17 protein-coding genes are annotated in these 25,761 nt (G+C 62.6%); all 17 read left to right on the top strand.

Annotated features, from left to right (window positions below):
• The first annotated feature begins 104 nt into the window (after nt 1-104).
• The 17 genes from MFP24_RS12905 (at nt 105) to MFP24_RS12825 (ending at nt 25,663) form a co-directional block, all read left to right on the top strand.
• Entirely contained in the window at nt 105-1,751 is a 1,647-nt protein-coding gene (locus MFP24_RS12905; RefSeq protein WP_249230704.1) for a Na+/H+ antiporter, read from the top strand.
• A gap of 297 nt (nt 1,752-2,048) precedes the next feature.
• Nucleotides 2,049-2,759 (top strand): response regulator transcription factor, encoded by a 711-nt coding sequence (locus MFP24_RS12900; RefSeq protein WP_249230703.1) that lies wholly within the window; start codon nt 2,049-2,051, stop codon nt 2,757-2,759.
• The gene (locus MFP24_RS12895; protein WP_249230702.1) at nt 2,737-4,194 is read left to right on the top strand and encodes a sensor histidine kinase; all 1,458 of its coding nucleotides are present in this window, start codon (nt 2,737-2,739) and stop codon (nt 4,192-4,194) included. Before MFP24_RS12900 ends, MFP24_RS12895 begins: the two co-directional genes overlap by 23 nt.
• 227 nt (nt 4,195-4,421) lie before the next feature.
• Nucleotides 4,422-4,646, top strand: a complete 225-nt coding sequence (locus MFP24_RS12890) for a Flp family type IVb pilin (RefSeq protein ID WP_318011342.1) — start codon at nt 4,422-4,424, stop codon at nt 4,644-4,646.
• A gap of 5 nt (nt 4,647-4,651) precedes the next feature.
• On the top strand, nt 4,652-5,206 hold the full coding sequence (locus tag MFP24_RS12885) for an A24 family peptidase (protein WP_249230700.1): 555 nt from the start codon (nt 4,652-4,654) through the stop codon (nt 5,204-5,206).
• Nucleotides 5,207-5,254: 48 nt separating this feature from the next.
• On the top strand, nt 5,255-6,199 hold the full coding sequence (cpaB, locus tag MFP24_RS12880; RefSeq protein WP_249230699.1) for a Flp pilus assembly protein CpaB: 945 nt from the start codon (nt 5,255-5,257) through the stop codon (nt 6,197-6,199).
• 84 nt (nt 6,200-6,283) lie between these two features.
• A complete protein-coding gene (locus tag MFP24_RS12875) occupies nt 6,284-7,720 on the top strand; it encodes a type II and III secretion system protein family protein (RefSeq protein WP_249230698.1) in 1,437 nt (478 codons plus the stop codon).
• Nucleotides 7,721-7,744: 24 nt separating this feature from the next.
• Nucleotides 7,745-8,428 carry a CpaD family pilus assembly lipoprotein gene (locus MFP24_RS12870; RefSeq protein WP_249230697.1) on the top strand — a complete coding sequence of 228 codons (684 nt, stop codon included), beginning with the start codon at nt 7,745-7,747 and terminating at the stop codon, nt 8,426-8,428.
• Nucleotides 8,429-8,442: 14 nt separating this feature from the next.
• Nucleotides 8,443-9,651: a CpaE/TadZ family protein gene (locus MFP24_RS12865; protein ID WP_249230696.1), complete on the top strand. Its 1,209-nt coding sequence runs from the start codon at nt 8,443-8,445 to the stop codon at nt 9,649-9,651.
• 39 nt (nt 9,652-9,690) lie between these two features.
• Nucleotides 9,691-11,109, top strand: coding sequence for a TadA family conjugal transfer-associated ATPase (locus MFP24_RS12860; protein ID WP_249230695.1), 1,419 nt, complete (start codon nt 9,691-9,693; stop codon nt 11,107-11,109).
• An 18-nt stretch (nt 11,110-11,127) separates the two neighbouring features.
• On the top strand, nt 11,128-12,108 hold the full coding sequence (locus MFP24_RS12855; RefSeq protein ID WP_249230694.1) for a type II secretion system F family protein: 981 nt from the start codon (nt 11,128-11,130) through the stop codon (nt 12,106-12,108).
• Nucleotides 12,109-12,127: 19 nt separating this feature from the next.
• A complete protein-coding gene (locus MFP24_RS12850; RefSeq protein WP_249230693.1) occupies nt 12,128-13,087 on the top strand; it encodes a type II secretion system F family protein in 960 nt (319 codons plus the stop codon).
• A gap of 357 nt (nt 13,088-13,444) precedes the next feature.
• The gene (locus MFP24_RS12845) at nt 13,445-14,284 is read left to right on the top strand and encodes a tetratricopeptide repeat protein (RefSeq protein WP_407062005.1); all 840 of its coding nucleotides are present in this window, start codon (nt 13,445-13,447) and stop codon (nt 14,282-14,284) included.
• A gap of 5 nt (nt 14,285-14,289) precedes the next feature.
• Complete coding sequence (locus MFP24_RS12840; RefSeq protein ID WP_249230691.1) at nt 14,290-14,796, top strand: TadE/TadG family type IV pilus assembly protein; 507 nt, start codon at nt 14,290-14,292, stop codon at nt 14,794-14,796.
• Complete coding sequence (locus MFP24_RS12835) at nt 14,789-15,397, top strand: TadE/TadG family type IV pilus assembly protein (RefSeq protein ID WP_249230690.1); 609 nt, start codon at nt 14,789-14,791, stop codon at nt 15,395-15,397. The genes MFP24_RS12840 and MFP24_RS12835 overlap by 8 nt, the downstream gene beginning before the upstream one ends.
• Nucleotides 15,387-16,916 carry a TadE/TadG family type IV pilus assembly protein gene (locus tag MFP24_RS12830; protein WP_249230689.1) on the top strand — a complete coding sequence of 510 codons (1,530 nt, stop codon included), beginning with the start codon at nt 15,387-15,389 and terminating at the stop codon, nt 16,914-16,916. The genes MFP24_RS12835 and MFP24_RS12830 overlap by 11 nt, the downstream gene beginning before the upstream one ends.
• Before the next feature lie 41 nt (nt 16,917-16,957).
• Nucleotides 16,958-25,663 (top strand): putative Ig domain-containing protein, encoded by an 8,706-nt coding sequence (locus MFP24_RS12825; RefSeq protein WP_249230688.1) that lies wholly within the window; start codon nt 16,958-16,960, stop codon nt 25,661-25,663.
• Nucleotides 25,664-25,761: the final 98 nt, after the last annotated feature.

Below are 25,761 nucleotides of genomic sequence, written 5' to 3'. Positions count from 1 at the left end.
TTTTAGTGCCAGAATAAATGCGTTAAATCGTCGGGCCGTACCTCTAGGGACGGGCAGGCCGATCGTCAACCTTTTAATGCAGCGGGAGATAGTCTAAGGAAAGCATGGAAATCTTTTTTACTATTCTTATTTTGACCCTGATGGTTTCTCTGTCGGGGGTGGTTACACGAATTTTACCCTTTCAGGTTCCTCTGCCGTTAATGCAAATCGCCGTTGGCGCCATACTCGCCTGGCCCCAGTTCGGTTTGCACGTTGATTTCAATCCCGAGCTGTTTATGGTGCTGTTTATCCCGCCGCTGCTGTTTGCCGACGGCTGGAAGACGCCGACCCGCGAATTTCTCAAGCACGGGCGCGAGATTATAGGTCTGGCGCTGATCCTGGTATTGATTACCGTGGTGGGGGTGGGGTACTTCATCTACTGGATGGTGCCCGGCATGCCGCTGATCGCCGCTTTCGCGCTGGCGGCGGTGCTGTCTCCCACCGATGCCGTGGCGCTTTCCGGTATCGTCGGCGAGGATCGCATTCCGAAAAAACTGATGGGGATCCTGCAGGGCGAAGCGTTAATGAATGATGCTTCCGGCCTGGTGTCGCTGAAGTTTGCCGTCGCCATCGCCATGGGAACCATGGTGTTCAGCGTTTCCGGCGCCGCGCTGGCGTTTACTAAAGTGGCGCTGGGCGGGCTGCTGGCCGGCGTGGCGGTCACCTGGCTGTACAGTAAATCGCTGCGCATCATCAGCCGCTGGAGCGGCAACGACGCGGCGACGCAAATCGTATTGCTGCTGCTGTTGCCTTTCGCGGCTTATCTGATCGCCGAGCATATCGGGGTTTCCGGCATTCTGGCGGCGGTCGCTTCCGGGATGACCATCGGCCAGTCCGGGATCATCCGCAATGCGCCGTTGGCGATGCGGCTGCGGGCCAACAGCGTCTGGTCGATGCTGGAGTTCGTGTTTAACGGCATGGTGTTCATTATGCTCGGGCTGCAGCTGCCGGGCATTCTGGATACCTCGATCACCCAGGCGCAGCTGGATCCCACGGTGGAAACCTGGATGCTGTTCACCGATATCGCGGTGATTTATGCGGCGCTGTTATTTCTGCGCTTTGGCTGGCTGTGGATGATGAAAAGATACAGCCTGCATATCCAGAAAAAGAAGCCGATGGTGTTTGCCGAATTCACCACCCGTGAACTGTGGATCTCCTCCTTTGCCGGCGTACGCGGCGCCATTACGCTGGCGGGCGTGCTCTCCATTCCCCTGCTGCTGACCGACGGCACCGCTTTCCCGTCGCGCTATCAACTGGTGTTTATCGCCACCGGGGTGATCCTGTTTTCCCTGCTGTGCGGCGTACTGGCGCTGCCGCTGCTGTTGCGGGGAATCGTGATGGTGGATAAGGCGGTGTACGTCAAAGAGGAGCGCATGGCGCGCGCCGCCGTAGCGGAAGTGGCCATCAACAGCCTGCATAAAATGGAAGAGCGGCTGGCCGCCGATCGTGAAGAGAATATTGACGAGCAGGTGCTGAAGGAAGTCAGCGCCAGGGTGATCGGCAATTTGCGCCGGCAAATCGCCGATCAGGGCGATCCGGAACACAATCTGCTGGTTGAAAATCTGGAGCGCCGTTTCCGGCTGACGGCGCTGAATTCGGAACGGGCGGAGCTTTATCACCTGCGCGCCACCCAGCAAATCAGCAATGAAACGCTGCTAAAAATGCTGCGCGAGCTGGACCTGCTGGAGGCGGTGCTGAGCGAAAGGGAATAAGGCTGAGGGACGGTTACCTCCTATCCCGTTGATTTTTATCTTTCCCGCTATTCCCACCGCTCAGTCGGTGGGGATCTTGCTCAATCCTTGGGCGCAAAATTACTCCTGTCGATGGTAAATAACTTGTCACTAAATGATAATGATTGTTATTATCCGTCTAATAATTCTTAAATTGATGTTTTCTGCTGATGCCGCGCCGATGGGGGCGTCATCGGCGTTGCCTGTTGTGGCGCCTGAAATAATAAATAGGCATTAACCATAAATTAAATAGGCGAATAGCCGTGGTAGGGGAAAAATATGCGCGTACTGGTGGTTGATGATGATTCTGTACTGTGCCATTGGTTGGGCTCCAAATTACATTCGCACGGTCACTCCTGTCGTATGGTGCATGACGGCGCACACGCGTTAAAAGCAATAAAGGACGAAGTTTATGACGTGGTGCTGCTGGACCGAATGCTGCCGATTATGGACGGGTTTACCGTGCTGCGTGAATTACAGGGATCGCGCCACCCGCCGATAATGCTGCTTTCCGCCCTGGATCGCGACGTCGACCGGGTGATGGGACTGGAGCTGGGGGCGGAAGATTATCTCGGCAAACCGTTTAATTTTAATGAACTGAGACTGCGTCTGGATATTATGGCGCGGCGCGGTAAACGCCATGCCGATAATTCCTCGGTACTGACGTTTGAAGATCTGCAGCTCGACCGTCTGCAACGGGTCGCCTGGCGCGGCGGTCAGCGTATCGACCTGACGGATAAAGAAATCAAGCTATTGATTATACTCATGGAAAATCCCGGACAGGCGATTACTCGCACCATGCTGCTGGAGCGCGTATGGGGCTATCATTTCGATCCGCAGACCAATTTGATCGATGTGCACATGTCGAAACTGCGGGCGAAAATTGATAAGGGTTTCCCGCGGCCGTTAATTAAAACGCTAAGAGCGATGGGCTATGCGCTGGGTTCTGTTGACAAGGATAGAACGAATGCCGGCAGCGACGCTGAATAAAATAAAAATAAAGAAGCTGGGGCGCCGCTGGCAGCTAAAAATAAAACACTGGCAATTAATCGGGGCAAACCAATATCCCGGTTTTTTATCCACCTCCAATTTCCGGCAGGCGATCACCATTGTTTTTTTATTTTTACTGATGATGCTGATGTGTATTATCGGTTTCAGTTCGTTAAGTGAAACGCTAATCAGAACCCATGTCCGTGAAGTTATTCTGGGTAATATTTATGATTACTCCATGCAGGCGCGTTTAACCAATGCCGAGCGTCTGATTACCCACCTGCGGCAGGATAATCAGGCCAAAAACGATGAACTGCCGTTATTTCTCGTCATCAATAACGGCGGCGACATCCTGTATCACACCCATCCGCTGAAAAACCCGCCCGGCGCCGACTGCAGGATGGATGTCGCCTGCCTGAAGGCGATCTTCTCCAGCAAAAACGATCCCGACCTGATCGGCCTATCGGTAATGCTTGACGACGGCGGGGTGCTTTTCACCGCCTATAACATCCGCCCGATGCTGGAGCGGGTGCGCACTATCCCGCTGGTGGCCGGGGCCGGGCTGTTTATCGTGCTGTTGTTTTGTCTGTTCGTCAGCCGCCACTTCAGCCTGCGCAGTTTGCGCAGCGTTGAACAAATCCGCGCCGCGCTGCATCGCTACAGCACCGGAGAGCAGCAGGTGAGGATGCCCTTATCACCCTATGGCGATGATTTTGATACCCTGAGCGCGGATATCAACCAGAACCTGGAGCGTATCGAACGCCTGATGGAGCAGGTGCGCAGCACCTCCAGCCATATCGCCCATGAGCTGCGCACCCCGTTGACGCATCTGCAAAACCGTTTGTTTAACCTGACGGAGCGCGTCGGCCCGCACGGCGAGCTGCATGACGAGCTGCATCTGGCGCTGGGCGAAGTGCATAAAATCCTCGGGCTGTTCCGCACGGTGATGCGCATCGGCGAGATTGAAAGCGGGCGCTGCATCCACCAGTTTGAACGCATTGAAGCGCGGCCGCTGCTGGAAGAGATCGCCGAATATTATCAGCCGCTGGCCGAGGATCGCGGCTGCCGTCTGGTGATCGACGTTAACGCCGGCATTCCGCTGTTTGGCGACCGCGCCTTGCTGTTTCAGGCGCTGGCCAATCTGATTGAGAACGCCCTGAAATACGCCTCCCACGGCAAGTACATCACCCTGAGCGTAAAATTATACCGCGGCTGGATGGCGCTAAGCGTCGCCGACCGCGGGCCGGGGATCCCCGCCGAGCAGCATGAGAAGGCGTTACAGCGTTTTCAGCGGCTGAATGCCGGACCGCAGCAGCCCGGTTACGGGCTGGGGCTGTCGCTGGTGAAAGCCATCGCCGATCTGCACGGCGGCAAACTCTGCCTGGAGTCGGCCAATCCCGGGTTGAACGTCTATCTGTGCCTTAAGCGCGGCTAACGCGTGAATACCCCCGCAAAAAACCTGCATATTTATTATCATCACACAGACTGCGTATATGCATTACTTATTGATTTATATAGTTAATTTGACGAGTTAAAAGATTAACTAATATTAATGTTCCGCGTCTTGTAGTGCCTGATAATAAGTCTCATTATTACTCTTATTAGCGTCATGGCGCCCGTTATTTGCCATGGCTCCTTTGGCTGCGGATAAGAGATCTTCCCATGAATAATATGCGAGCAAAATTAGCGTCTTTCCTGCGCGATGAAAGCGGCGTGACGGCGATTGAATACGGCATTCTGGCGGCGGCGATGGCGGCGGCGATCGGCGCCATTTTTGGCAGCGACGGTATTTTTGTCCAGGCGCTGAATGAGAAGTTCAGCGAAATCGCCGACCAGATCACCGGCGCGGGCACCAGCGGATCCGGCACTTCGGGAACGGCGAAATAAAACCAGTGGCGGCGTATTACGCGCACTGGCTGCAAACGGCGTTACTGGCGGGATGTTTGCTGTGGTGCGTCGGCACCGACCTGCTGACGCGCAAAATCCCCAATCAGGCGGTATTGATTTTACTGGCGGGCTGGCTGTTGTTCGCTCTGCTGGATGTGTTGCAGGCCGGCGGGCCGCATCTGCCGCCGCTGTGGCAGGCGCTGCGGGCGTTGCCGGGCGCGGCGGCGGTGCTGGTTATCGGTTTTCTGCTTTTCCTTACCGGCAGGCTCGGCGCCGGGGATGTGAAGCTGATGAGCGTTTTATGCCTGTGGGTGGGGCATGGGCAGCAGATCGTTTTTGTGATGATCACCGCGCTGGCGGGGGGCGTGCTGGCGCTGTGCCTGCCGCTGCTCAATACCGCGCCCGGCGCGGTCGCCATGGGTATTCAAACCACCAACCGGATATTTAAAAGCCGGTTCCCCATGCCGCCTGCTTTGCCGGCCGACCTTTCGCAGGGCATCCCCTATGGGATAGCCATTGCATTCGGCGCGATGTACGTGCTGATTTTTCCCTTGTTTTAATTCTGTCGCTGTTTTTAAGACGCGCACGGCTGAGGTAGGCAAGTTGCCATGAAAGTTAACTCTACATACGTACTGTCAGGGGCGCTGATCCTGGCAGGGATTGTTGCGCTGCTGGTGCGCAGCCATTTATCGTCACCGCCGCCCGCGCCGCCGCAGGCGGAGGTAAAAGCCCCGCAGCAGACCGCGGTGCTGGTGGCGGCGAAGGATCTGCATCCCGGTGATTTTCTTGATTCCTCCTCTCTGCGCTGGCAGGTCACGGCAGAACCGGTATCCCGCACTTTTAATTTTATCCGCGGCAAAGACAGAGAGGCGTCCCTGTTCGGCGCCACCCTGCGCGAAGCGATTCCCGCGGGCACGCCGCTGAACAGCAATGTGGTGGTAAAGAAGGATGAGCCGGGATTTGTCGCCGCCGTGCTGCGCAAAGGCATGCGGGCGATCTCGATTCCCACCAGCGCCGTGGCCAGCAACGCCGGGCTGGTCGCCGCGGGCGATCGGGTCGATATCATCCTCAGTCTGGAAAGAGACGAACAGCCGGAGCCGGCGCCAAGCCGCACGCAGTCGATCGTTCCCCCCATGCTGGCGTCGCAAACCATCGCGCGCGACCTGCGGGTGCTGGCGCTGAATAATCAAACCGATACCGATGTGCGTCCCCGGCAGGATGTTGAACCGGAAGCCGGCGGCGCGCCGAACGCCAACGCCAGAAACCGCCAGTCCGCCGGCAACCGGCCGCGCGCGGTCAGCTACCAGACGGTAACGGTTGAAGTGACGCCGAAACAGGCCGAAGTGCTGTCGGTGGCGAAAGAGCTGGGCATGTTGCATCTGGCCTTGCGCAGCACCACGCCGGAGGACGCGGACGATACGCGGACCGGCCGCTCTGACGTGACCACATTATCGCAAACCACCGATATTTATAACGGCCTGTCCGGCGGCGGTCATCAGGTCAAGGTGTTCCGCGGCGAGAACAAAGATGTGCTGACGTTCCCATCCCGATAGGACGAGCAATCAATCCGGCAGCCTCTGAATCGCTCAGGCAGGCTGCTGACGGAAAAATGAAGCCCATTACGGAAATATAAGTAAATGACGATGTTTTCCCTGTTTTTGAAAGCGGATTTTTGGGATACGTGTAAACGACTGCCCGCCGCCTGCTGGCTGGCAATGATGTTCATACCCGCCACGGCTTTCGCCGCCGGCGTTTCCGAAGTTGCCGAAACCCACGTGGTGCATATGACCGTGCATCAGGGACGGTTATTACAGTTGGACGCCTTGCCGGACAGCGTGCTGGTGGCCGATCCGCAAATTGCCAGCTTTGAACTGCCCTCGCCGGGCAATCTGTTTATTTACGCCAAAAGCGTGGGCACCACCACGCTGTACGCCATGGACGAAAACGGCAATGTCATCAACGCCATCCGCATCGTTTCCGAACACGATCTGAAAGCCCTGAGCGAGCGGATGAAACGGGAGTTTCCCGGCGCGGATATCCAACTGGAAGCCTCGGTGCCGAGCGGCGTTATCGTGCGCGGCAGCGTGGATACCCCGCAGGACGCCAAACGGGTGATCGACAGCGTGCAGGCCTATATCAGCGTCTCTACCGCAGCGGGCGGCGGCGCGGCGGGAGGCGGCGGTGGCGGCAGTGCCAATCTGCCCGGCAGCAGCGAATCGTCCGGCAAGGTCATCAACCAGCTAAAAATCAAAACGCCGTCGCAAATCAATATCCGCGTACGGGTGGTGGAAGTGTCGCGCAATCTGACCCACGAACTGGGCTTTAACTGGGAAGCGTCCCTGAACCGGGGCAGCGGCGTTATCGGCGCGGGCACCGGCACCCTGAGCAACTTCTTTGATTCCGGCACCGGGGCCTTTACCCGGGCGGACGGCAGCAACTTCCTCGGCTTTAACCTCAGCGGCGGCGACGGTTCGCTCAGCACCTTGCTGTCCGCCATGAACAAACAGGGGATGGCGTCGGTGCTGGCGGAACCCAACCTGACGGCGATGTCCGGCGAAACCGCCGCCTTCGCCGCCGGCGGCGAGGTGCCGGTGGTCATCATCACCAACAACAACGTCAATATCGATTACAAGGCGTACGGGGTGATCCTGCGCATGACGCCGACCCTGCTCTCCGCCAACCGCATCAGCCTGCATATCGCGCCGGAAGTCAGCGAACTGACCTCGGTGGGTTCGGTCACGCTGGAAGGAGGATCGACCATCCCGGCGCTGACCGTGCGCCGCGCCGACACCACGGTGGAGCTGGCCAGCGGGCAGAGCTTCGCGCTGGCGGGCATGCTGCGCAGCTCCAACAGCCAGACCGTTACCGGCGTGCCGGGGCTAAGCAGCATTCCGATGTTTGGCCGCCTGTTCGAAAACGAAGCGTCCAGTCATGAGGAAACCGAACTGGTGATTATCGCCACCGCCTATGTGGTGGAGCCGGTGAGCGCAGGCGAACTGCAAACGCCGGGGCAGGGGGTAAAAACGCTGGACTCGGTAATGCCCAGCTACGGCGCGGTAGGTTACCTCTACTGAACCTGATGATGAAACGGTGAAAAAATGAATAACCAGAATAACGCGATAAAACCGTCGGCCGGTCCGCTATCTCGCCTGACCCTCTGCGCCGTCTGTCTGTTGCTGGCGGCATGCGCGGACCGCGACGTCAACGGCCAGCGTCTGCAGCGCTATGCGCAGCCGGAGCTGGCGCCGATCGAGGTTCGTCCCTCCTCGCTGGCGGTGACGTTACAGGTGGCGGCGAGCGGGCGCGGGTTTACCCCGGAATCCCTTAAGCAGCTCAATGTAATGCTTAAAGATCAGGGGCGGCTGTCGCAACAGACGCTGACGCTGATCCCGCGCAGCGCGCGCGGCGAACACATGGCCGGGCGGCTGGCCAGCGTATTGAAAAATGCCGGCGCCGACGCGCGCAAAGTGAAACAGATGCGGCTCTCTTCCGCCGCCGGCCAGTCCGGCGATCTGGAGGTGATCTCCGAAGCGCTGGCGGTGAAAACCACCCGCTGCCAGGTGAACGATGCGGACTTGCTGATGGTGAAACCGTTCGAGGGCGTGGGATATCTGGGCTGCGCGACGCAAAACAACCTGGCGATGATGGTGGCGGAGCCCCGCGATTTGATTCAGGCGAAAGCGCTGGATGACGCGGACGGCGTAATAGCGGTCAACAGCATCGAACGCTATCAGGCCGATGAGGTGAAAGAGCTCATCGACATCAACTTTGATGAAGATTAAGGGAGCGGCGTGCCATGAGTGAAATAACCCTTTCTTCCTCGACCGACGGTGACGAACCGGCGCTGCCGCTGGTGGCGTTTGTGCATGAAGAGCATGAGGTCGCCGAGGTCGGCGACCAGCTGGCGCGCCTGAAGCAGCATGACGCCCCGGTGAGGGCGGGCGGCATCGTCGCCGCGCGTCAATGGTGCGAGCAGAACCCGCCGCCGCGCATTCTGCTGGTGGATTTGGACGGCGCGCACTGGCCTCTGCCGGCGCTGGAGGAACTGCTCGGCGTGTGCGGCCCCACCAGCCAGGTGATTGCCACGGGCAGAGAGCAGGACGTCGGTCTGTATCGGGCGCTGCTGCAGGCGGGGGTGGCGGACTATCTGGTCAAGCCGTTCACGCTGGATCTGCTGGCGTCGACGCTGGCGAAATGCGCCGGCCAGCAGGCCGGGCCGGAATACGCCCGCACCGGACGAACCATCGCCGTGGTCAGCGCCAGCGGCGGCGACGGCGGCAGCACGGTGGCGATGGGCTTAAGCCGGCTGCTCTCCGGCGAGCGTCACCTGCCGGTGGCGCTGGTGGATTTCGACCGCCGCAACGGCGATCAACTGCTGTTGCAGGGGCAAAGCGAAGACGCCGGGCTGGCCGCGGTGCTGGGCACTCAGGAGCTGGATGCCCGGCTGCTGCAGCGCGCCATGCTGCGCATAGACACCCGCTTGCATCTGCTGGCGCAGAAACCCGATCTGGGGGAGCTAAGCCCGGTCGAGGTGGATAACGTGCTCAATCTCGGCGGCACGCTGTGCCGCATGTTTAACCAGGTTATCTGGGATCTGCCCAGCAGCTATCCCGCCGGGGCGCTGGAGGTGCTGACCTACGCGGATTTACGCATCATCGTCACCGAGCTGACGCTGCAGGACGCCCGCAACGTGCGGCGCGTGCTGCATGAAATCGGCGATGAGAGCGAAGGGCAGCGGTTGCTATTGGTGCATAACCAAAGCCGTTTCGCCGGCGCGGCGCCGCTCAGCCGCGAGCAGTTCGAGCAGTTCACCGGGCGGAAAATCGATCTGGCGCTGCCCCATGCCGGCCATGCGCTGGCGCAGAGCCTGACGCTGGGGGCGCTGAATCTGGCGGCGGCGCCGGCCTTTCAGCAAGGGCTGCGCCAACTGGTCGATCTGGCCTGCGGCGTGCGCGCCAGGCCGGCGGAAAAACGCTGGTTCGCGCGCTGGTTAAAGCGCGCCTGAGGCCGCTGACATTGCCGATTTATCAAAAGGTTAAAGAGTATGCTGATTCGTAAAAACAATTCATATAAAAACAATCTGCAAAAAGGCGAGGCGCCCAGCGGCGCTCCCCACTCTGCGGCGGCGGCCAACGTCACCGAACTGAAAGCGCGCCCGGCGGCGGAAAACCGGGCGCAGCCCGCGGCGGGCAATGCGGGCGCATCGACGCCGGCGGCGCGGCAGACGGACGGCCGTACCGGCCAGCGGCGTTTGATCCGCGCGCAGCTCTACGATCAGATCGACGCCGGCAAAGCGGCGATGATGGGGCGCGATAAGCTGCTGGTGCAGATCGAAACGGTGATCCGCCGGATTTGCGACGAGCAGCGTTTGCAGCTTTCCCGCCAGGAGGAAGAGGCCATCGCCGCGGAGATGCTGGATGAGATGACCGGCATCGGTCCGATCCAGCCGCTGCTGGCCGACGATACGGTCAACGACATTCTGGTGAACGGCGCCAATCAGGTGTTTGTCGAGCGTTTCGGCAAGCTGGAGCTCTCGCCCATCACCTTTATCGACGAAGAACATGTCTTCAATACCGCGCAGCGTATCGCGGCGGCGGTCGGCCGGCGCATCGACGAGGCCAGCCCGATGGTGGATGCCCGCCTGCCGGACGGCAGCCGCGTGAACGTGATTACCTATCCGCTGGCGATCGACGGCACCACCATCTCCATTCGTAAATTTATGCGACGCAACCTGTCGCTGGAGGCGCTGGCGGAAAGCCGCTGCATGTCGTACGCCATGGCCGACGTGCTGAACAAGGCGATGCAGGCGCGGGTGAACGTGATTGTCTCCGGCGGGACGGGGGCGGGGAAAACCACGCTGCTCAACGCGCTGTCGCAAAAGATCGGCAGCGACGAACGCATTATCACCATTGAGGACGCCGCCGAACTGCAGCTCCAGCAGGAGCACGTGATCCGGCTGGAAACGCGTCCGGTGAGCGCCGAAGGCACCGGCCGGGTCGACCAGCGCGACTTGATGCGCAACGCGCTGCGTATGCGGCCCGATCGCATCATCCTCGGCGAAGTGCGCGGCGGCGAAAGTTTCGACATGCTGCAGGCGATGAATACCGGGCACGACGGCTCGCTGTGCACCGTTCACGCCAACACCTCGCGTGATTCGATCCAGCGCCTGGAGAATATGGTGATGATGGCGAATATGCAGCTGCCGCTGATGGCGATCCGCCGGCAGATCGCCAGCGCGGTGCATCTGATCGTGCAGATCGAACGTATGCGCGACGGCGTGCGCCGGGTGGTATCCATCACCGAGGTGTGCGGCATGGAAAATGAAGTGATTCAGCTACAGGACCTGTTTACTTTCCAGATCAAAGGCAAAGACGGACAGGGCCTGTTGACCGGCGACTATGTGCAGCATATTCAGCGTCCGCAGTTCTACAGCGATAAAGCGCATCTGTTTGATGCGCCGTGACGGATTGAGGAGACGCCGATGACCCCCTTATTGCTCAACCTGGTGACGCTGCTGGTATTTTGCGGCGTGCTGCTGGCGGTGCTTGCGGTTCATTTCTGGCAAAAGGCGCGTCAGCGCCGGGCGCAGCGCGAACAGCGCTGGCGGCGGATCCTGGCCGACGTCGAGCCGCCGCCGGCGCAGCAGGTCTCCGATTCCATTCTGCGCGATGAGATAAAAACGCCGCTGATGCAGGTGCCGCTGCTGGGGCGCTGGCTGGCGGGGATCTGGTCGCAGCTGGCGTTTATCGGCTGGAAAAAAAACCTGCGCCGGCGGGCGCTGATACTGGCGGCGCCTTCGTTGCTGCTGGGAATGGCGCTGGGCCAGCGAACCCTGCTGCCGTTGACGCTGGGGCTGCTGTTTTCCCTGCTGCTGTTCGCCGGCGTCGGCACTTTGCTGTTTCGCGCTACGCTGCAAAAGCACCTCAAGGCGCTGCGCGAAAGCCTGCCGGAAGCCATCGACGCCATCACCCGCAGCTGTCGGGCCGGGGTGCCGGTGGCCAACACCTTCGCCATCGTGGCGGAGCATCTGACCGGCCCGCTGGCGGTCGAATTCAAAACCATCGACCACTGGCTGAAGCTGGGGATCCCGCTGCGCCAGGTGATCCAGACCTCGGCCGGACGGGTGCCGATGGCGGAATACCGCTTTTTCGTGGTGATTTTGATTATCAATCAGGAAGCCGGCGGCCGCCTGGGGGAGACGCTGGAACGGCTCTCCGCCACGCTGCGCGATCGCCGCGAGTTGCAGCTCAAGGTGCAGTCCAAAACCTCCGAAGCGCGGGCGTCCGCCAAGATTGTCGCGGCGCTGTTTCCCTGCTGTCTGGCCTATTTGTATATGAAATCCCCGGATGATTTCAATTTCCTGTTTGCCGATCCGGTGGGAACGACGGTGCTGATTTACGCCCTGTGCAGCGTCTCCCTGGGGATGCTGGTCACCCATTTTATGGTCAAGCGGATAAGCTGAGGACGAGGGAAGAGCCCATATGACGGTATTTAGCGATCCCTTATTACTGCTGGCGCTGGGGCTGATTGGCGCGGGGATATACCTTGCCCGCTACCACAGCGGCCAGCGGCGGCACCGCCAACTGGCGGAGCGCATGCAGGCGCATCTGCCCAGCTCCCCTATAGGGGAGTCCTCTCAGGATTCTATCCTGAGAGGACAGGGAACAACCCTCGCTCCCTGGATGGAAAAAATTTTGTTACCGATAGCGCAACAGGGCTATCGCCTTTCCGGATCCGATCGGGATCGTCTTAACCTGCGCCGCCTGCTCGACCTGGCCGGCTTTCGCCGCCACGAAGCGGTGGGCTGGCTGGTGATGGGCAAATTTTTCGTCGGCTTGCTGTGCGCCCTGACACTGGTGTGGGGCTGGCTGCCGCCCGCCGACCGCCTCGGCTTGACCGGCATCGCCGCCGGGCTGATCGGCTTTTTTGTCGGCGCGCTGTTGCCGGAGTGGTGGCTGAAATGGCGCGCCGCCAGCCGGGGCGAAAAGCTGGCGCGCGCGGTGCCGGACGCGCTGGATCTTATGGTGGTGTGCGCCGAAGCCGGATTACCCATCGGCCGCGTATTGCAGGTGGTATCGAAAGAGCTGGGACTGTCGTCGCCGGAAATGGCCGACGAGCTGCATTACACCGCCGCCGAGTTGCAGATCCTCTCCGATCGCACCCAGGCGATGATCCATCTGGCGGAAAGAACCCGGGTGGCGGAAATAGAAAGTATGGTCGCCACGCTGATCCAGGCCGAACGCTACGGTACGCCGCTGTCGCAGGCGCTGCGCACCATCGCCGACGAAAGCCGCAAAACGCTGCTGCTTACGCTGGAGGAAAAAGCGGGCAAGTTGCCCGCCCAGCTCAGCGTGCCGCTGATGGCGCTTATCCTGCCGCCGATTATCGCCATTATGGCGTCGCCCGCGCTGGTGCGGGTGATTCGGCTGCTGGCGCAGTAGCGGCGGGACGGGAACTCTTCTCCGTCATCCCCGCGCAGGAGTCGTCATCCCCGCGCAGGCGTCGTCATCCCCGCGCAGGCATCGTCATCCCCGCGCAGGCATCGTCATCCCCGCGCAGGCATCGTCATCCCCGCGCAGGCGGGGATCTCAGGCGACACCGAGTCGTCTGGAAAAGCAGATTCCCGCCTGCGCGGGAATGACGAGGGTATCTGCGGGAATGACGAGGGTATCTGCGGGAATGACGAGGGTATCTGCGGGAATGAGGGGGAGGGGTATCTATGCAGGCGGGAATCTTACAACAAAAAAAGAAGGTACTGAGGGTATGCGAACATGTTTGATTTTGATCGGGTGAAAAAAATGGCGACCGGATGCCGGTGGGGCGCCCGTCTGTTGCTGGTGCTGCTGTTGGGCGCGCTGCTGACAGGGTGCGGCAGCTCAATGGCGATTAAGGGCACCAAAGATGAAGGGCTGCGTCTGGCGCGGTTATTGCGCGATCAGGGCCGCATTGAGGCGGCGACGGAAGTCTATGCCCGCATGGACGGCCGCGGCGAGCTGCAGGGAACCGAACTGCTGGAGTACGCCAGCGTGGCGGCGCCGGTGCGTCAGCCGCAGCAGACGCTGGAGCTGTACGGCCGCGCCCGCCATGAGCTGGGCGCTACCGACAGGCTGAAACCACAGGAGGCGCTGGCGATCTGCCTGGGAATGGGGCGCGCGCAGCTGGCGCTGGGGCGCCATGCGCTGGCGCAGAAAGATTTCGCCTGTGCGCTGAAAGCACAGCCGGACAGCGTCGGCGCGCTTAACGGCATGGGCGTGGTGCTGGAGGCGGCGGGCAGACACGGCGAAGCCCGTGAGCTGTTTGAAAAGGCGTTGCAGGTTAACCCGGCGGACGTGGCGGCGATAAACAATCTGGCGCTCTCCTGGCTGGCCAGCGGCGAGGCGGGCAAAGCCATCGGCCTATTGCGTTCGGTGGATAACGGCAACCCGGCCGACAAGCTGAATCTGGCGCTGGCCTATCTCTACGACGGTCGCCAGGACGAGGCGCGCGGTACGCTGGCGACCATCGCCCAGCCGCGCTTTATCGACGGGCTGATGGAGACGCTGCAGCAGCGTTTACAGCAGATGCGCCAGGAGAACAACGGCGGCGAAACGCTGCTGCTCTCCAGCCGTCAGCGTTTGCAGCTTAGCAATCCCGAGTGATGAAGATGCGGCGGCGTGACGGTGTGAGTTGGCGCAGTACGCACGGCGCGATCGCCGTGGAAGTGGCGTTTCTGGTGCCGGTGGTGCTGGTGGGGGTGATGATGCTGTTCGAACTGGCGCGTATCGCGCTGGTGATCGCCGTGGGCAGCGCCGCTCTGGACAAGGCGGTACAGACCTTCCGCCTCGACGATCTCAACGCCGACAGCGCCGAACAGATGGCGAGCAACCTGAAAGAGCGGATGATCGACGCTGCATACGGCTATTTGCAGGAAGAGGATCTCACCGTCAGCGTGCTGCACTTCGATAATCTGAGCCAGCTTGGCGGCCTGACCGTCAATACCGGCGACGAAGAGGCGGATGACGGCGAGGCCGGCGGCACCTTGCCGGTGTGGTCGGTGACGGTGCAAATCCAGAAGGCGTTTATTACCCCGCTGCCCGAGGTGCTGACGCTGGGCGACACCTTCCGCTACCAGTACAAACATGTTTTCGGCACGGAACTGCGTAATGACTAGCGTAAGAAAAACGTTACGCCGCTTCCGGCGCGCGCGGCGCGGCTCCGCGGCGGTGGAAACCGCGCTGGCGCTGCCGATTGTGCTGGCGATCGGCACGCTGTGCGCGGACATCTATAGCGTGAATCTGGAGCGGGAGCGGATGGAGCAGCGCGCCGGCGCCATCGTTTCCGTGCTGAGCCGGCAGCGGGATCTGACGCAGGAAGGCCTGCAGGGGCTGCTGGACGCGGTGCTGCCGCAAGAGAGCGAACAGGGCGAATACCAGTTGCTTATCAGCAATGTCCGCCAGACCGGGGCGCTGTACTGGCAGTTGAATCGCGGCAGTTCGCAAAATGTGTGCCCCGATAATCAGGCGGCCTACGGCGCGAGCTATCCCGGCGAACTGCCGGAAAAAGAGGAAGACGGCAGCGAAAGCGTCGCCATGCTGGTGGTGGAACTGTGCCGCCAGGGCCGGGATATCTCGCTGCTGGGCGGACTGTCGCTGAGTAACCTGCTGCACGTCACCCAGGTAAACCGGACGGCGGACGGCGTGATTGCGCTGGATCTCGCGCTGGGGCGCGAAGCGGGGCAGCCGGAAGAGGAGTATGCGGACAATGAAGAGTAATACCGCCGGCCGCGGGCGGCGCTTAATGGGCGCGCTGGGCGTTTTCCTGCGTCAGGAGCGCGGCGCGGGCGCGGCGTTTTATGTGCTGGGAACCATGGCGCTGCTGGTCACCGCCGCGTTTATCGTCGACTCCTCCGTCGCCACCGGCGACGCGGCGCAGATTAAGCGCGCCACCGACGCCGCCGCGCTGGCGGTGGGGCATCAGGCGGTGGCGAGCAACGAACGGAATCAGGATTTCGATCAGGAGCAGATTAACGCGCTGGCCTACGAGTACGTCCGCGCCAACCTGGGCATAAACGACAAGCTGGCGGAAGAGTTCTCGCCGGAGAAAGTCAGCGTCAGCGCCGGGCGCAGCGGTGATAATTACCCGACCTATACCGTGACCGCGACCTTTGCCACCGACCCGGAACTGTTGGATCTGAACAGCCGGGAACAGCAGATCCATTCGACGGTGGAGGTGCGCACCGCCTCACTGGAAGTGGCGCTGGCGATGCCGAATGCCTATACGGCCAGCAACGGTGCGGGTAATCTGGCCGCGTTGCGCAACTTTGGCCGCTACCTTGCCGACTTGCTTATCGAAGAGAGCGACAATGTCTGGCTGGCGCTGGTGCCTTATGCCGGCAGCGTCAGCGTATACGATGAGCGACGCCCCGCGCTGATTCGTCAATGGGCTTCATCGGAGGGGATCAATCCCCCCGGCCTGGCGGTGGTGGAGCCTTCTATCAGCAGCAACATTCTGGCGGACGGCCGCATCCCGGATCGGCGCGCCAACTTGCTGTGCCTGTATCGGGGCATGGACGTCGGTGAAAACTATTTCTGGGAACAGGCGCCGACGGGCCGGTTTATGGTCTCTTTTCAACTGCGCGCCGAGGTTGATAATCCCTATTCGGTTCTGGTGGGGCCGAACCGTCCGGTCAATAGCTATATTCAATATTCTCGCGGTCAGGTAATCGATCAGGGCGATCGGATGCGCACGTCTCCTGATTGCCCCGTCGCGCCGCTGCTCCCGCTAAGCAACGATATCGAAGCCATTCAATCCCGGCTGGATGAGATGCGCCTGCCGGGATCGTCATCCAACAGTTTTGATCTGGCGCTGGGATGGAGCGCCATGGCGCTGGCTCCGGCATTCCGCGGAAGCGAAGGCTGGGATCTGGATGACGATCTGCCGAAGGATTTTAGTGAGGACGGCGTCAGGCGCACCAAAGCGATAATCATGCTTATCAACGGCTCGTTCACCTCGTTCGGCAGCACCTCCGCCGAGGTCACGCCTCGCCTGAACGCGCTATGTTCCAGCTTTCGGCGGCGCGACCTCAAGGTTTACCTGATCGTCGTGAATCCGTCGGAAGCCTTTAACCTGGTCGCCAAACCTGGATTGGAAACCTGTTCGGAGAATAGTTCAGACCAGACCTATCTTACGGACGTCGATTTTGCCGGCGGGGAAAGCGACATTCAGCAGCGTCTGGAAGAGATTGCCGACGAGTTGTTTCAACAGAGCAGCCTGGTGAGATTAATCGAATAATCGCGCCGACCTTACACCATTTTGACTTGCGGAAAACTACGATGACAATACGCCAACCCACACCTCGTTACCGTCAGGCCATGCTGCTCGAACCGCGCATGATGTTCGATGCCGCCGCCGTAACCACGGCGGCCGACGTCGCGGCCACGGTCGCGGCCACCGATACCGCGCCGGGCGTCGATGCTACCCCGGTTCAGGCCGCCGTCGCCATTACCGACAGTAGCGACAGTTTCCCCGCCGTGGATCTGTTCAGCGGCGTCACCGTGACGAGCGATAGCAGCGGCCAGAATCTGACGGAGTTGGTCGTCACGGTAAACCGCAGCGGCGCCAATCAGGCGCTAATCATCGACGGCGCGGAAATAAAACTGCAGTCTGGCGAGGGCAGCACCGACGGCGGCTACAGTTACCAGGTAACGGTAAGCGGCGACGCCGCCACCATTACCGTCAGCATCGAGTCCGCGCTGGAGGGCGGCACGCCTCAGGCCACCGCGGCCTTGATCGACAGCATCGCTTATCAACCGCTGGACAATACCGTTGAAAGCGGCGCGGTCACCGTCACCCTGAAAACCTTGAGCGACGCCAGCGACAGCGCCGCGCTGGACATCAGTTCCACCGTTACCATCGACAGCCGCGTCAACGTCGCCCCGGTGCTGTCCGACGACGGCGCGCTGGAGCCGGCCGAGTCTTTCACCATCGACGATCTTGGCGATAATGTGACGGTGGTTTACGCTGGCGGCGGCGACTACGCCTACGCCGCCGGAGACGGCGCGCTGTCGGTGTTTGCCGTCGACGACGGCGGCCGCCTGACGCTGGTCGGCACCAGCGCCGTGGAGGGGCTGGGCAGCGTCGCCGATATGGCGATCGGCGCCGACGACCGGTCGCTCTATCTGGTTAACGGCGGCAACGGCGACGTTTATGCCGTCAGCCTGGCCGAGGACGGTTCCCTGGGCGCGGTGTCGACCGTTTCGGCCGGCGACACCACGCGCAATATCGCCCTCTCTTCCGACGGCGCCTACGTTTACGTCACCTTGCAAAACAACGGCATGGCGGTCTTCGCGCGCGACGGCGACAGCGGCGCGCTCAGCCTGATCCAGACCGTCAGCGAGGGCGACCTGGGCGTGTCCCGGGCGGAGACGGTGGTCAGCGCCAACGGCTACCTGTTCGTCATCGGCGATCGAAGCTCGTTCGTCGCCTACACGGATACCCTGTCGGTGCTGAAGATCAACGACGACGGCACGCTCACCCGTATCGATTCGGTCACCGCCAGCGCCGTGCGTTCCAGCAGTTCGACCTACCTGATGGCCGTCAGCGAGGATGCCGCTTTCCTATACCTGGGCAGCAGCGCGGACAACAGCATACAGGTCTACCGCTTCAGCGACGGCGCGCTTACCCTGCAAAGCACGCTGAGCCTTGACGGCATTTCCGGCATCGCCCTGAGCCGCGACGGCGGCCTGCTGTACGCGGCCACTACCGGCGGCGCCATCGGCGTGTACGCGGTGGGCGGGGACGGCGCCCTGACGCCGGTCAGCAGCATCGCCGGCGGCAGCGCCAGCGATATCGCCGTCTCCGGCGACGGCCTGTCCGTGCTGGTGGCCGGAGGCGGCGGGGTAAGCCGCTACAGCGCCGCGCAGACCCTCGACCGGGGGGCTTACGCCACCTTCGCCGACGGCATAACGCTGGCCGACGGCAACTTCGACGCGCTGAACGACGGCGCCGGCAACTATAACGGCGCCGGCATCACCGTCAGCGCCAACGTGGCGGGCGGCAGTTTCGGCTTTGCCGACGGCGGCGGTCTGACCTATGCCGACGGCGTAATCTCGCTTGACGGCGCCGCCATCGCCACCCTGAGCGTCAGCGACGACGGCGCGCTGACGGTGAAATTTACCGCCGACGCCGCCACGGCGATCGCCAATCAGGTGCTGCAACAGCTTACCTACGCCAACGACGGCGCCGCAGTCGGCAGCTATATCCTGCTTACCGTCGCCGCCAGCGACGGCGCGCTCGCCAGCAATAGCGTGGTGACCACCCTGCGCGTTAACGCGGTGCCGCAGGTCAATACCGATGCGTCCACCGGCTATGTCCTGAGTGCCGCGACCAGCGAGACCGACTACAGCTTTACGCTGTTCCCCGGTCTGTTCAACGACGCCGACGGCGACAGCCTGATCTGGAGCGTCAGCGGCCTGCCGCAAGGGCTGACCTTCGACGCCGCGACCCGCACCATTTCCGGTTCCGCCACGGAAGCCGGCGATTTTACCGTCACCGTAACGGTCAGCGACGCCTCGGGAGCCAGCGCTTCCCTGGATTTGGATCTGACGGTGGAGCAGATCGCCAATCGGGCGCCGCAGGTCAATGAAGAGGTTTCCAGCGCGCTGGCGAACGCCACCGAAAACGCCGGCTACAGCGTCACGCTGGATACCTCCTTGTTTAGCGACGCCGACAGTCTCTACGGCGATAGCCTGAACTGGACGGTCGAAGGGCTGCCCACGGGCCTGACTTTCGACGCCGCCACCCTGACCATCTCCGGCACCGCCGGCGCAGTGGGCGACTATACCGTGACCGTAACGGCGACCGACGAGTCGGGCGCCAGCGCCAGCGCCGAGCTGACGCTGCGGGTGATTACCCTGGACGAGGCCAATAATAGCGCGCCGGTGCTGGATGCGCCCGACAGCGCGCTGGCGTACACCATTGATGGCAACCTGACCGGCTTTAACCAGTATGTCTACGGTCTGCAACTCTCCGCTGACGACGGTACGCTGATCGTGCTGGGCAACAGCAGCAACTCCCACGCGATCACCCCCTCGGGCAACAGCACGCTGTATGTCTACAGCAGAGACACGGAGACCGGCGCGTTGACCCTGGTGCAAACTTTTGTCCAGGGCGCCGGCGACGATGGCGATAATGCCAACGGTATTGAGATTAATGGCCTGGATAGCGCCACTTCGTCGATCTACTCCGCCGACGGCCAGTATGTCTATCTGGTGGGCAAGGACGCATCCGGCGCCTATGCCATTACCGTTCTCAGCGTCAACGACGACGGTACGCTCAGCGCCACCGGCCTGAGTGCGGAAGTGGCCGATGCATCGCAAATCAAGCAGATGGTGATGTCCTCGGACGGTGATTCGCTTTATGTCGTCTCCGCCAGCACGCTCTACGCCTACAGGGTTGAAGAAAATGGCGCGCTGACCCTGGCCGGCGCCTACAGCGACAGCTATGGCACCGCTTCGGCCGTCGCCGTCGACTCGTCGGGCAATGTCTACGTACTGGGCGGCTCCCGGCTTGTCGTCTACAGCGCCAATGACGACGGTTCCCTGACGTACGCCACCACAGGAACCGGTATCGGCCTGAGCGCCACCTCAAGAGGCATCGTGGTTTCGGATGCCGGCTATATCTATGTGGCGACGGGTTCCGGCGGGACGGTGGTCACGCTGCATTACGACAGCGATAGCAACGCCGTCACCCGCGTCGCCTCCGTTTCCGCCGCGCAGGTTTGGGGGCTCTCGCTCTCGGCCGATGGAACCGCTCTCTACGTCGGCTACCTGACCGGCGCGGTCTATGTCTACAGCGTCAACGACGATGGCTCGCTGACCCGAACAGACTCGTTGACCAACAGCGGAGGCCGGGCTTTCCGCTATGCGATCTCCTCGGATGGATCCTCCATCTACGTCGGCGGCTTCTACAACGGCACCGGCCTGGGGCAGATCAGCACCGGCGCGGTGGCCGTTGCCTACACCGAAGGCGGCATCGTCAACCCCGCCGCCAGCGTCACTCTCTCCGACGCCGATAACGATGCGCTAAACGGCGGCGCCGGCAACTATAACGGCGCCGCCTTTACGCTGGCGCGCGCCGGCGGCGCCAATGCGGCGGACAGCTACGGCTTTACCGACGGCAACGGCCTGACGCTGGCCGATGGGATTATTTCCCTTAACGGCGCGGCCATCGGCACCTTTGCGAGCGCGGACGGCGCGCTGACGGTGAAATTTACCGCCGACGTCGCCACCGCCGTCGCCAATCAGGTGCTGCAACAGATCGCCTATAGCAATGGCAGCGCCGATCCCGGCGGCAGCATTACGCTGACGCTTTCCGTGGCGGACCAGTACAGGTCAGGCAGCCTCGATCTGCGGCTCGCCGTTACCGAAATCAACGACGCGCCGACGCTGCAAACCAGCGGCGGCAGCGTGGTTTACACCAGCGGCGGCAACGCGGTCAAACTGTTCGACGACAGCGCGGTCTCCACGGTAGAGGAGGGGCAGACGGTCAGCAGCCTGACCCTGACCGTCTCCGGCCTGACGGACGGCGAGAGTGAGACGCTGACGGTGGGCGGCGTCAGCGTGGCGCTGACCGACGGCGCCAGCGCCGGGGGCACCATCACGCTGAACAACGAGGACGGCGGCACCGCCGACTACGGCTATACGCTCTCCGTCAGCGTGATCGATGGCGTCGCCACCGTTACGCTCAGCGGCAGCCTGCCGACGGAGGCCGCCGACGCCTTGATCGACAGTATCGCCTACGCCAATGCCAGCGATAGCCCGACTATCGGCGAGCGCATTATTACGCTGACCTCGATTCAGGATAACGGCGGGACGGACAACGGCGGCGTTAACACCAGCGAACTGGCGATCGCCAGCACCGTGGCCGTGGCGCTGACCAACGCCGCGCCCGCCGTCAGCGCCACGCCCGCCGTCGCCACCTACGTCGAGAATGCCGACGCGGCGACGCTGTTCAGCGACGTTGTCCTATCAACGGGCGAGGCGGGGCAGGCCATCAGCAATATCGTGCTGACGGTCTCCGGACTCAGCGACGGCGCCAGCGAAGCGCTGGTTATCGACGGCACCGCCGTTTCTCTGACCGCGGATGCCGCCGGGGAAACGGCGAACGGCTATAGCTATAGCGTTACCCTGGACGGTACAACCGCCACGGTGACGATTAGCGGCAGCGATGGTATCGCCGTGCAGGATGCGACGGCGCTGATTGCCGGACTGGGCTACGCCAACCAGAGCGACGATCCGACGGCGGGCGCGCGCACCGTGACGCTGGCGGCGGTGCAGGACGACGGCGGCACGGCCAACGGCGGTAGCGATAGCGTCACGCCATCTATTGCGGCCAGCGTCGCGGTGGTTGCGGTTAACGATGCGCCGCTGGTGAGCGCCACGCCGGCGGATGCCATCTACTCCACCTCCGGCAGCAGCGCCGGTCTGTTCAGCGATGTTTCCCTCTCGACGGTGGAAAACGATCAGACTCTCTCCGCCATCACCTTTACCGTTGCGGGCCTGGCGGACGGCGACAGCGAAACGCTGACCGTCGCCGGCAGCCGTATCGCGCTGGTCGACGGCAGCGGCACGCTCGACAATGGTTACGCTTACACGGTTACCCTTGACGGCGATACCGCCGTCGTGACCATCGCCAGCGATGCCGGCATCGCGGCAGATGCCGCCGCCGCGCTGATCGAACAGAGCAGCTACGCCAACCTCAGTAATACCCAGACCGCCGGCGTCCGCACCTTCGCCCTTAGCGTGCAGGACAGCGGCGGCCGGGACAACGGCGGCAGCGATACCGCCCTGCTGGAAAGCGCCGCGGCGATTGAAGTGGTGAACAACTCGGCGCCCGAGTTCAGCGCCGGCGCCGATTACACCAACCTGGAGGTGGCGGCCAGCCTGACGGCCGTCAGCGGTCTTAACGATATTACCGCCAGTGCGCTGACCGCCGGCGGCGATTATCTGTATGTGGCCGGCAGCGACGGCGGCATCGCCATTTTCAGCCGCAACACGGCTACCGGCGAACTGGTGCTGTTGCAGACGCTGGATAGCGGCGTCTCATCCGTTTCGCTGATCGAGGTGAGCGAAGACGGCGGCACGCTTTATCTGCTGGGCGCGGGCGGGGACAGCATTACCATTTTCAGCCGCGACGGCGGCGACGGCAGCCTGACGCAGGTACAGTCGCTGACCACGGAAAACGTCGTCGACCTGACCATCTCCGCCGACGGCAGCGCCCTGTACGTGGTGGACGGCAACTACTCCGGCCTGCTGGTTTATACCCTGGACGCGGAGAGCGGCCAGTATGCGTTGCGCCAGTCCATCAGCGCAGCCACCGGCAGCGAGCCTTATCTGTTTACCGCGATTGGCGTGGAGACGGTGGGCGACTATGTGTATGTGGCGACCGATCCGGCCGCCGAGACGGTCGCCAATACGCTGATCGTCTACCAACGCGCGGCGGACGGCACGCTTAGCGCGGTTGCCTGGCTGCGTGACGGCGCGGCCGCTGGCGAAAGCGCCATCAACATGTCCGGACCCGTCGATATCGCCGTTTCCCGCGATGGCGGCACGATTTACGTCGCCAGCGAGGATGGCGTCGCCGTATTCGGCTTTGACGCCGCCGGCGGCACGCTGAGCTATGACGGCGCGCTGGGCGACCTGTCCGGCGTTACCGCCGTTGCGCTGTCCGGCGACGACGGCACGCTATATGTGACCAGCTCGGACGGCAGCATCAGCCGCTATAAATCTGATGGTTCGCTGACGCTGGTCGAAACGCTTTCCAGCTCGTCGACGGCCGCGCTGGCCGGCGCCCGGAGCGTGGTGACCGGCGCGCACGGCGCGGTGGTGGTCATCGGCAGCGGCGGCGTGGTCAGTCTTAAGGATGGCCTGACGGCAATCACCGTTGATTACCACGAGCAGGAAACCATACGGCCGCTCAACGCGATTACCCTCAGCGACGCCGACTATGACGCGCTGGCCGACGGCGCCGGCAACTATAACGGCGCGGTTATTACGCTGGCGCGCGACGGCGGCGCCAGCGGCGACGATGGCTATAGCTTTGTTGACGGCAACGGTCTGACGCTGGCGGACGGCACGATCTATCTGGATGGCGCGGCCATCGCCGCCTTCGCCGACGTTGAGGGTACGCTGACGCTGACCTTTACGGCGGATGTGACCACCGCTAGCGCCAATCGGGTGCTGCAACAGATCGGCTATAGCAACGCCAGCGACGATCCGGGCGCGAACCTGAGTCTCGTGCTGCGCGTGACCGACGCCTATGGCGCCGGCGCCGGCGTGACGCTGTCTCTGAACGTCACGGAAGTTAACGATGCCCCGCTGCTGACCACCACGTCCGCCGACGCCGGCTATGTGGAAGGCGGCGAGGCCGCCGGCCTGTTTAGCGGCACGGCCGTTTCCACCGTGGAAGCGGGGCAGAGGGTGAACGCCCTGACGCTGAGCGTTTCCGGCCTGAGCGACGGCGCCGGCGAGACGCTGACGATTGACGGCACCGCCATCGCCCTGATAGCCGGTTCCGGCACCACCGCCGGCGGCTACGCCTACAGCGTTTCGCTCAGCGACGGCGTCGCCACCGTAGCGATCGCCGGCGAGGCGGGCATTTCCGCCGCGGCCGCGGCCGCTCTGGTTGATGGCATCGCTTACGCCAACGTCAGCGACGATCCCACCGTCGGCACGCGCGGCATTACCCTGAGCGCCATTCAGGATAACGGCGGCACGGCGGACGGCGGCGTCGATGCCACGACGCTCGCCGTCACCGCCGCCGTGACGGTGACGGCGGTTAACGACGCGCCCACGCTGAGCGTCGCGCCGATCAATGCAAACTACGCGGCGGGCGACGATGCGTTGCCGCTGTTCAATGGGGCCGAGGTTGCCGCCGTGGAAGCGGGGCAATCCATCGCGGCGTTGACCGTGACGGTTTCCGGCGTCGCCGATAATGCCGAGCGCCTGATAGTCGACGGCGCGAGCGTCACGCTGACCGACGGCGCCGTTACCACCGCCAGCGGCCTGACGGTGACGGTAACGCTCGACAACGGCACCGCCACGCTGGTCATCACCCGCGCCGACGGTCTTTCCTCCGCCGGCGCGGCGGCACTGATCGACGGCCTGGCCTATGCCAACGACAGCGCCGTCGTAACGGCGGGCGAACGCATTATTACGCTGACGGCGGTGCAGGATGACGGCGGCACCGCGAACGGCGGCGCGGATACCGCCGTTCTGAATATCGCGGCGACGGTCAATATCGTCAACAGCGCGCCGCAGGCGACGGACGCCGAGGCGGAACTGCCGGCGGCCACGCAGGCCGCGGCGTACCGCGCCACGCTGGCGGGCGATCTGTTCAGCGACGTCAACGGCGACGCGTTGAGCTGGCGCGTTGACGGGCTGCCGGAGGGGCTGGTCTTCGATGCCGACACGCGCACCATCAGCGGCAGGACGCTCGCTGTCGGCAGCTTCGAACTGACGATAACGGTGAGCGACGGACAGGGGGGAACGGCCAGCCGAAGCCTGACGCTGACGGTTGATAAACAGCCGGTATCGCCGGTCTTCCTGCCCGCGTCCAACGCGTCGGACATGATGGAGCGGCTGAGCGAACAGGAGGAAAAGCGTCGCGAAGAGGCGCAAAACGCATCGCTGCGGCCGACCGCGCCGCCGGCGACGGTCCAGGATGGCGATAGCTTAGCTAGGGAGCACTATCCGCTGGCCAACGGCGCGCTCGACTATGCCGCCACGCCCTGGTTGCTCAACCCGGCGCTGGCGGAGCTGATGCCGCCGCTGGAGAAAGTGGATTTTTCGCCGCAGGAACGCGCGGCGGCCGGTGCGCCGGCGCGGGAAAACCATCAGCCGGACCCGCAAGCGGTCCGGACGGATATCCCGGCCGGCAAGGCGGCCTTTTCCGCCCAGTTGCAGCAGGATCGGGCAGCGTATGACGACCTGCTGAGCGCATTGCGGCAGCTAACGGCAAACGGTGCGTCGCCGGAGTAGTGTTTCACCCCACCCCGCCCCTCCCCTTCGCAGGGGAGGGAGTTGGCTCCTCCCCCTGGCAAGGGGGAGGCCGGGAGGGGGTAGCGGCAGGCGCAGTG

The sequence above is a fragment of the Brenneria tiliae genome (assembly GCF_023347575.1).
Classification (GTDB): Bacteria; Pseudomonadota; Gammaproteobacteria; order Enterobacterales; family Enterobacteriaceae; genus Brenneria; species Brenneria corticis.
Note: the sequence above shows the minus strand (reverse complement) of the source record. Positions and strands in the feature narration are given on the sequence as shown.